This is a genomic window from Streptococcus sp. oral taxon 058 str. F0407 (assembly GCF_000235485.1).
Taxonomy (GTDB): domain Bacteria; phylum Bacillota; class Bacilli; order Lactobacillales; family Streptococcaceae; genus Streptococcus.
The window spans coordinates 1-5150 of record NZ_JH378877.1 but is presented as its reverse complement, the minus strand read 5'-3'; the positions used below and the strand labels follow the sequence as shown (position 1 = coordinate 5150).

Genomic DNA, 5150 nt, shown 5'->3' with positions numbered 1-5150 from the left:
AGCTAAGCGACTTCCATATCTCACAGGGGGCAACCCCCAACTACTTCCGGCGTTCTAGGGCTTAACTGCTGTGTTCGGCATGGGTACAGGTGTATCTCCTAGGCTATCGTCACTTAACTCTGAGTAATACCTACTCAAAATTGAATATCTATCAAATTACAAGTAAACCTCGCGCTTCGTATCCTCAGTTACTTTGGATAAGTCCTCGAGCTATTAGTATTAGTCCGCTACATGTGTCGCCACACTTCCACTTCTAACCTATCTACCTGATCTTCTCTCAGGGCTCTTACTGATATAAAATCATGGGAAATCTCATCTTGAGGTGGGTTTCACACTTAGATGCTTTCAGCGTTTATCCCGTCCCTACATAGCTACCCAGCGATGCCTCTGGCAAGACAACTGGTACACCAGCGGTAAGTCCACTCTGGTCCTCTCGTACTAGGAGCAGATCCTCTCAAATTTCCTACGCCCGCGACGGATAGGGACCGAACTGTCTCACGACGTTCTGAACCCAGCTCGCGTGCCGCTTTAATGGGCGAACAGCCCAACCCTTGGGACCGACTACAGCCCCAGGATGCGACGAGCCGACATCGAGGTGCCAAACCTCCCCGTCGATGTGAACTCTTGGGGGAGATAAGCCTGTTATCCCCAGGGTAGCTTTTATCCGTTGAGCGATGGCCCTTCCATACGGAACCACCGGATCACTAAGCCCGACTTTCGTCCCTGCTCGAGTTGTAGCTCTCGCAGTCAAGCTCCCTTATACCTTTACACTCTGCGAATGATTTCCAACCATTCTGAGGGAACCTTTGGGCGCCTCCGTTACCTTTTAGGAGGCGACCGCCCCAGTCAAACTGCCCGTCAGACACTGTCTCCGATAGGGATAACCTATCTGGGTTAGAGTGGCCATAACACAAGGGTAGTATCCCAACAACGTCTCCTTCGAAACTGGCGTCCCGATCTCGTAGACTCCTACCTATCCTGTACATGTGGTACAGACACTCAATATCAAACTGCAGTAAAGCTCCATGGGGTCTTTCCGTCCTGTCGCGGGTAACCTGCATCTTCACAGGTACTAAAATTTCACCGAGTCTCTCGTTGAGACAGTGCCCAAATCATTACGCCTTTCGTGCGGGTCGGAACTTACCCGACAAGGAATTTCGCTACCTTAGGACCGTTATAGTTACGGCCGCCGTTTACTGGGGCTTCAATTCATACCTTCGGATTACTCCTAAGCACTCCTCTTAACCTTCCAGCACCGGGCAGGCGTCACCCCCTATACATCATCTTACGATTTAGCAGAGAGCTGTGTTTTTGATAAACAGTTGCTTGGGCCTATTCACTGCGGCTGACCTAAATCAGCACCCCTTCTCCCGAAGTTACGGGGTCATTTTGCCGAGTTCCTTAACGAGAGTTCTCTCGCTCACCTGAGGCTACTCGCCTCGACTACCTGTGTCGGTTTGCGGTACGGGTAGAGTATGGTTAAACGCTAGAAGCTTTTCTTGGCAGTGTGACATCACTAACTTCGCTACTAAACTTCGCTCCCCATCACAGCTCAATGTTATAGAATTAAGCATTTGACTCAATTCACACCTCACTGCTTAGACAGACTCTTCCAATCGTCTGCTTTAGTTAGCCTACTGCGTCCCTCCATCACTACATACTCTAGTACAGGAATATCAACCTGTTGTCCATCGGATACACCTTTCGGTCTCTCCTTAGGTCCCGACTAACCCAGGGCGGACGAGCCTTCCCCTGGAAACCTTAGTCTTACGGTGGACAGGATTCTCACCTGTCTTTCGCTACTCATACCGGCATTCTCACTTCTATGCGTTCCAGCACTCCTCACGGTATACCTTCTTCACACATAGAACGCTCTCCTACCATACCTATAAAGGTATCCACAGCTTCGGTAAATTGTTTTAGCCCCGGTACATTTTCGGCGCAGGGTCACTCGACTAGTGAGCTATTACGCACTCTTTGAATGAATAGCTGCTTCTAAGCTAACATCCTAGTTGTCTGTGCAACCCCACATCCTTTTCCACTTAACAATTATTTTGGGACCTTAGCTGGTGGTCTGGGCTGTTTCCCTTTCGACTACGGATCTTAGCACTCGCAGTCTGACTGCCGACCATAATTCTTTGGCATTCGGAGTTTATCTGAGATTGGTAATCCGGGATGGACCCCTCACCCAAACAGTGCTCTACCTCCAAGAATCTTTATGTCGACGCTAGCCCTAAAGCTATTTCGGAGAGAACCAGCTATCTCCAAGTTCGTTTGGAATTTCTCCGCTACCCACAAGTCATCCAAGCACTTTTCAACGTGCCCTGGTTCGGTCCTCCAGTGCGTCTTACCGCACCTTCAACCTGCTCATGGGTAGGTCACATGGTTTCGGGTCTACGACATGATACTAATGCGCCCTATTCAGACTCGGTTTCCCTGCGGCTCCGTCTCTTCAACTTAACCTCGCATCATATCGTAACTCGCCGGTTCATTCTACAAAAGGCACGCTCTCACCCATTAACGGGCTCGAACTTGTTGTAGGCACACGGTTTCAGGTTCTATTTCACTCCCCTCCCGGGGTGCTTTTCACCTTTCCCTCACGGTACTGGTTCACTATCGGTCACTAGGGAGTATTTAGGGTTGGGAGATGGTCCTCCCAGATTCCGACGGGATTTCACGTGTCCCGCCGTACTCAGGATACTGCTAGGTACAAAGACTATTTTAAATACGAGGCTATTACTCTCTTTGGCTGATCTTCCCAAATCATTCTTCTATAATCTTTGAGTCCACATTGCAGTCCTACAACCCCGAAGAGTAAACTCTTCGGTTTGCCCTCCTGCCGTTTCGCTCGCCGCTACTAAGGCAATCGCTTTTGCTTTCTCTTCCTGCAGCTACTTAGATGTTTCAGTTCACTGCGTCTTCCTCCTCACATCCTTAACAGATGCGGGTAACAGGTAGTACCTGTTGGGTTCCCCCATTCGGAAATCCCTGGATCATCGCTTACTTACAGCTACCCAAGGCATATCGTCGTTTGTCACGTCCTTCTTCGGCTCCTAGTGCCAAGGCATCCACCGTGCGCCCTTATTAACTTAACCTTATTTTTGACCTTTCAGTCATAAACTCTTTTAATACTACAGCGTTTCGGTTTATTTTCTTGTTACTATTTGATATAGATATTCAATTTTCAATGTGCATTACTTGGTGATTTCTCACCAATGGAGCCTAGCGGGATCGAACCGCTGACCTCCTGCGTGCAAAGCAGGCGCTCTCCCAGCTGAGCTAAGGCCCCACAAGACCTCTCAAGACTAAACAAGACCAATGCGCAGTTCCTTATCCTTAGAAAGGAGGTGATCCAGCCGCACCTTCCGATACGGCTACCTTGTTACGACTTCACCCCAATCATCTATCCCACCTTAGGCGGCTGGCTCCAAATGGTTACCTCACCGACTTCGGGTGTTACAAACTCTCGTGGTGTGACGGGCGGTGTGTACAAGGCCCGGGAACGTATTCACCGCGGCGTGCTGATCCGCGATTACTAGCGATTCCGACTTCATGTAGGCGAGTTGCAGCCTACAATCCGAACTGAGACTGGCTTTAAGAGATTAGCTTGCCGTCACCGGCTTGCGACTCGTTGTACCAGCCATTGTAGCACGTGTGTAGCCCAGGTCATAAGGGGCATGATGATTTGACGTCATCCCCACCTTCCTCCGGTTTATTACCGGCAGTCTCGCTAGAGTGCCCAACTGAATGATGGCAACTAACAATAGGGGTTGCGCTCGTTGCGGGACTTAACCCAACATCTCACGACACGAGCTGACGACAACCATGCACCACCTGTCACCTCTGTCCCGAAGGAAAACTCTATCTCTAGAGCGGTCAGAGGGATGTCAAGACCTGGTAAGGTTCTTCGCGTTGCTTCGAATTAAACCACATGCTCCACCGCTTGTGCGGGCCCCCGTCAATTCCTTTGAGTTTCAACCTTGCGGTCGTACTCCCCAGGCGGAGTGCTTAATGCGTTAGCTGCGGCACTAAACCCCGGAAAGGGTCTAACACCTAGCACTCATCGTTTACGGCGTGGACTACCAGGGTATCTAATCCTGTTTGCTCCCCACGCTTTCGAGCCTCAGCGTCAGTTACAAGCCAGAGAGCCGCTTTCGCCACCGGTGTTCCTCCATATATCTACGCATTTCACCGCTACACATGGAATTCCACTCTCCCCTCTTGCACTCAAGTTAAACAGTTTCCAAAGCGTACTATGGTTAAGCCACAGCCTTTAACTTCAGACTTATCTAACCGCCTGCGCTCGCTTTACGCCCAATAAATCCGGACAACGCTCGGGACCTACGTATTACCGCGGCTGCTGGCACGTAGTTAGCCGTCCCTTTCTGGTAAGATACCGTCACAGTGTGAACTTTCCACTCTCACACTCGTTCTTCTCTTACAACAGAGCTTTACGATCCGAAAACCTTCTTCACTCACGCGGCGTTGCTCGGTCAGACTTCCGTCCATTGCCGAAGATTCCCTACTGCTGCCTCCCGTAGGAGTCTGGGCCGTGTCTCAGTCCCAGTGTGGCCGATCACCCTCTCAGGTCGGCTATGTATCGTCGCCTTGGTGAGCCGTTACCCCACCAACTAGCTAATACAACGCAGGTCCATCTGGTAGTGGTGCAATTGCACCTTTTAATTGACTATCATGCAATAATCAATATTATGCGGTATTAGCTATCGTTTCCAATAGTTATCCCCCGCTACCAGGCAGGTTACCTACGCGTTACTCACCCGTTCGCAACTCATCCAGAGAAGCAAGCTCCTCCTTCAGCGTTCTACTTGCATGTATTAGGCACGCCGCCAGCGTTCGTCCTGAGCCAGGATCAAACTCTCATTAAAAGTTTGAGTTCTCACTCATTTCTGTCACTGACAGATTTATTGTTTTTTCATTGTTCAGTACTACAACTTCAGTTGTAGCGCCCTGCACATTGGTTCGTCTTGTTCAGTTTTCAAAGGTCTTTGCCACTCAATCTCTCTCAAGCGACAACTATATTAGTATATCACAGCTGTTGACCTATGTCAACACTTTTTTGAAACTTTTTTTACTTTTTTCAACCCTGTGATACACCATAGTCCGTACGGGATTCGAACCCGTGTTACCGC

At 49.7% G+C, this 5150-nt stretch carries 1 tRNA gene and 3 rRNA genes; all 4 read right to left on the bottom strand.

The window, feature by feature from the left end:
- Window position 1: 1 nt before the first annotated feature.
- The 4 genes from rrf to HMPREF9184_RS00255 all read right to left on the bottom strand — a co-directional run bounded on the left by rrf (window position 2) and on the right by HMPREF9184_RS00255 (window position 4886).
- Window positions 2-117: ribosomal RNA gene (gene rrf / locus HMPREF9184_RS00270) — 5S ribosomal RNA — on the bottom strand.
- Window positions 118-193: 76 nt separating this feature from the next.
- Window positions 194-3095: ribosomal RNA gene (locus HMPREF9184_RS00265) — 23S ribosomal RNA — on the bottom strand.
- 121 nt (window positions 3096-3216) lie between these two features.
- Window positions 3217-3289 (bottom strand) — tRNA-Ala (locus HMPREF9184_RS00260).
- Between the two features lie 51 nt (window positions 3290-3340).
- Window positions 3341-4886 (bottom strand): 16S ribosomal RNA (locus HMPREF9184_RS00255).
- Together the 16S, 23S and 5S rRNA genes with 1 tRNA gene alongside form the textbook arrangement of a ribosomal RNA operon.
- Window positions 4887-5150 lie beyond the last annotated feature (264 nt).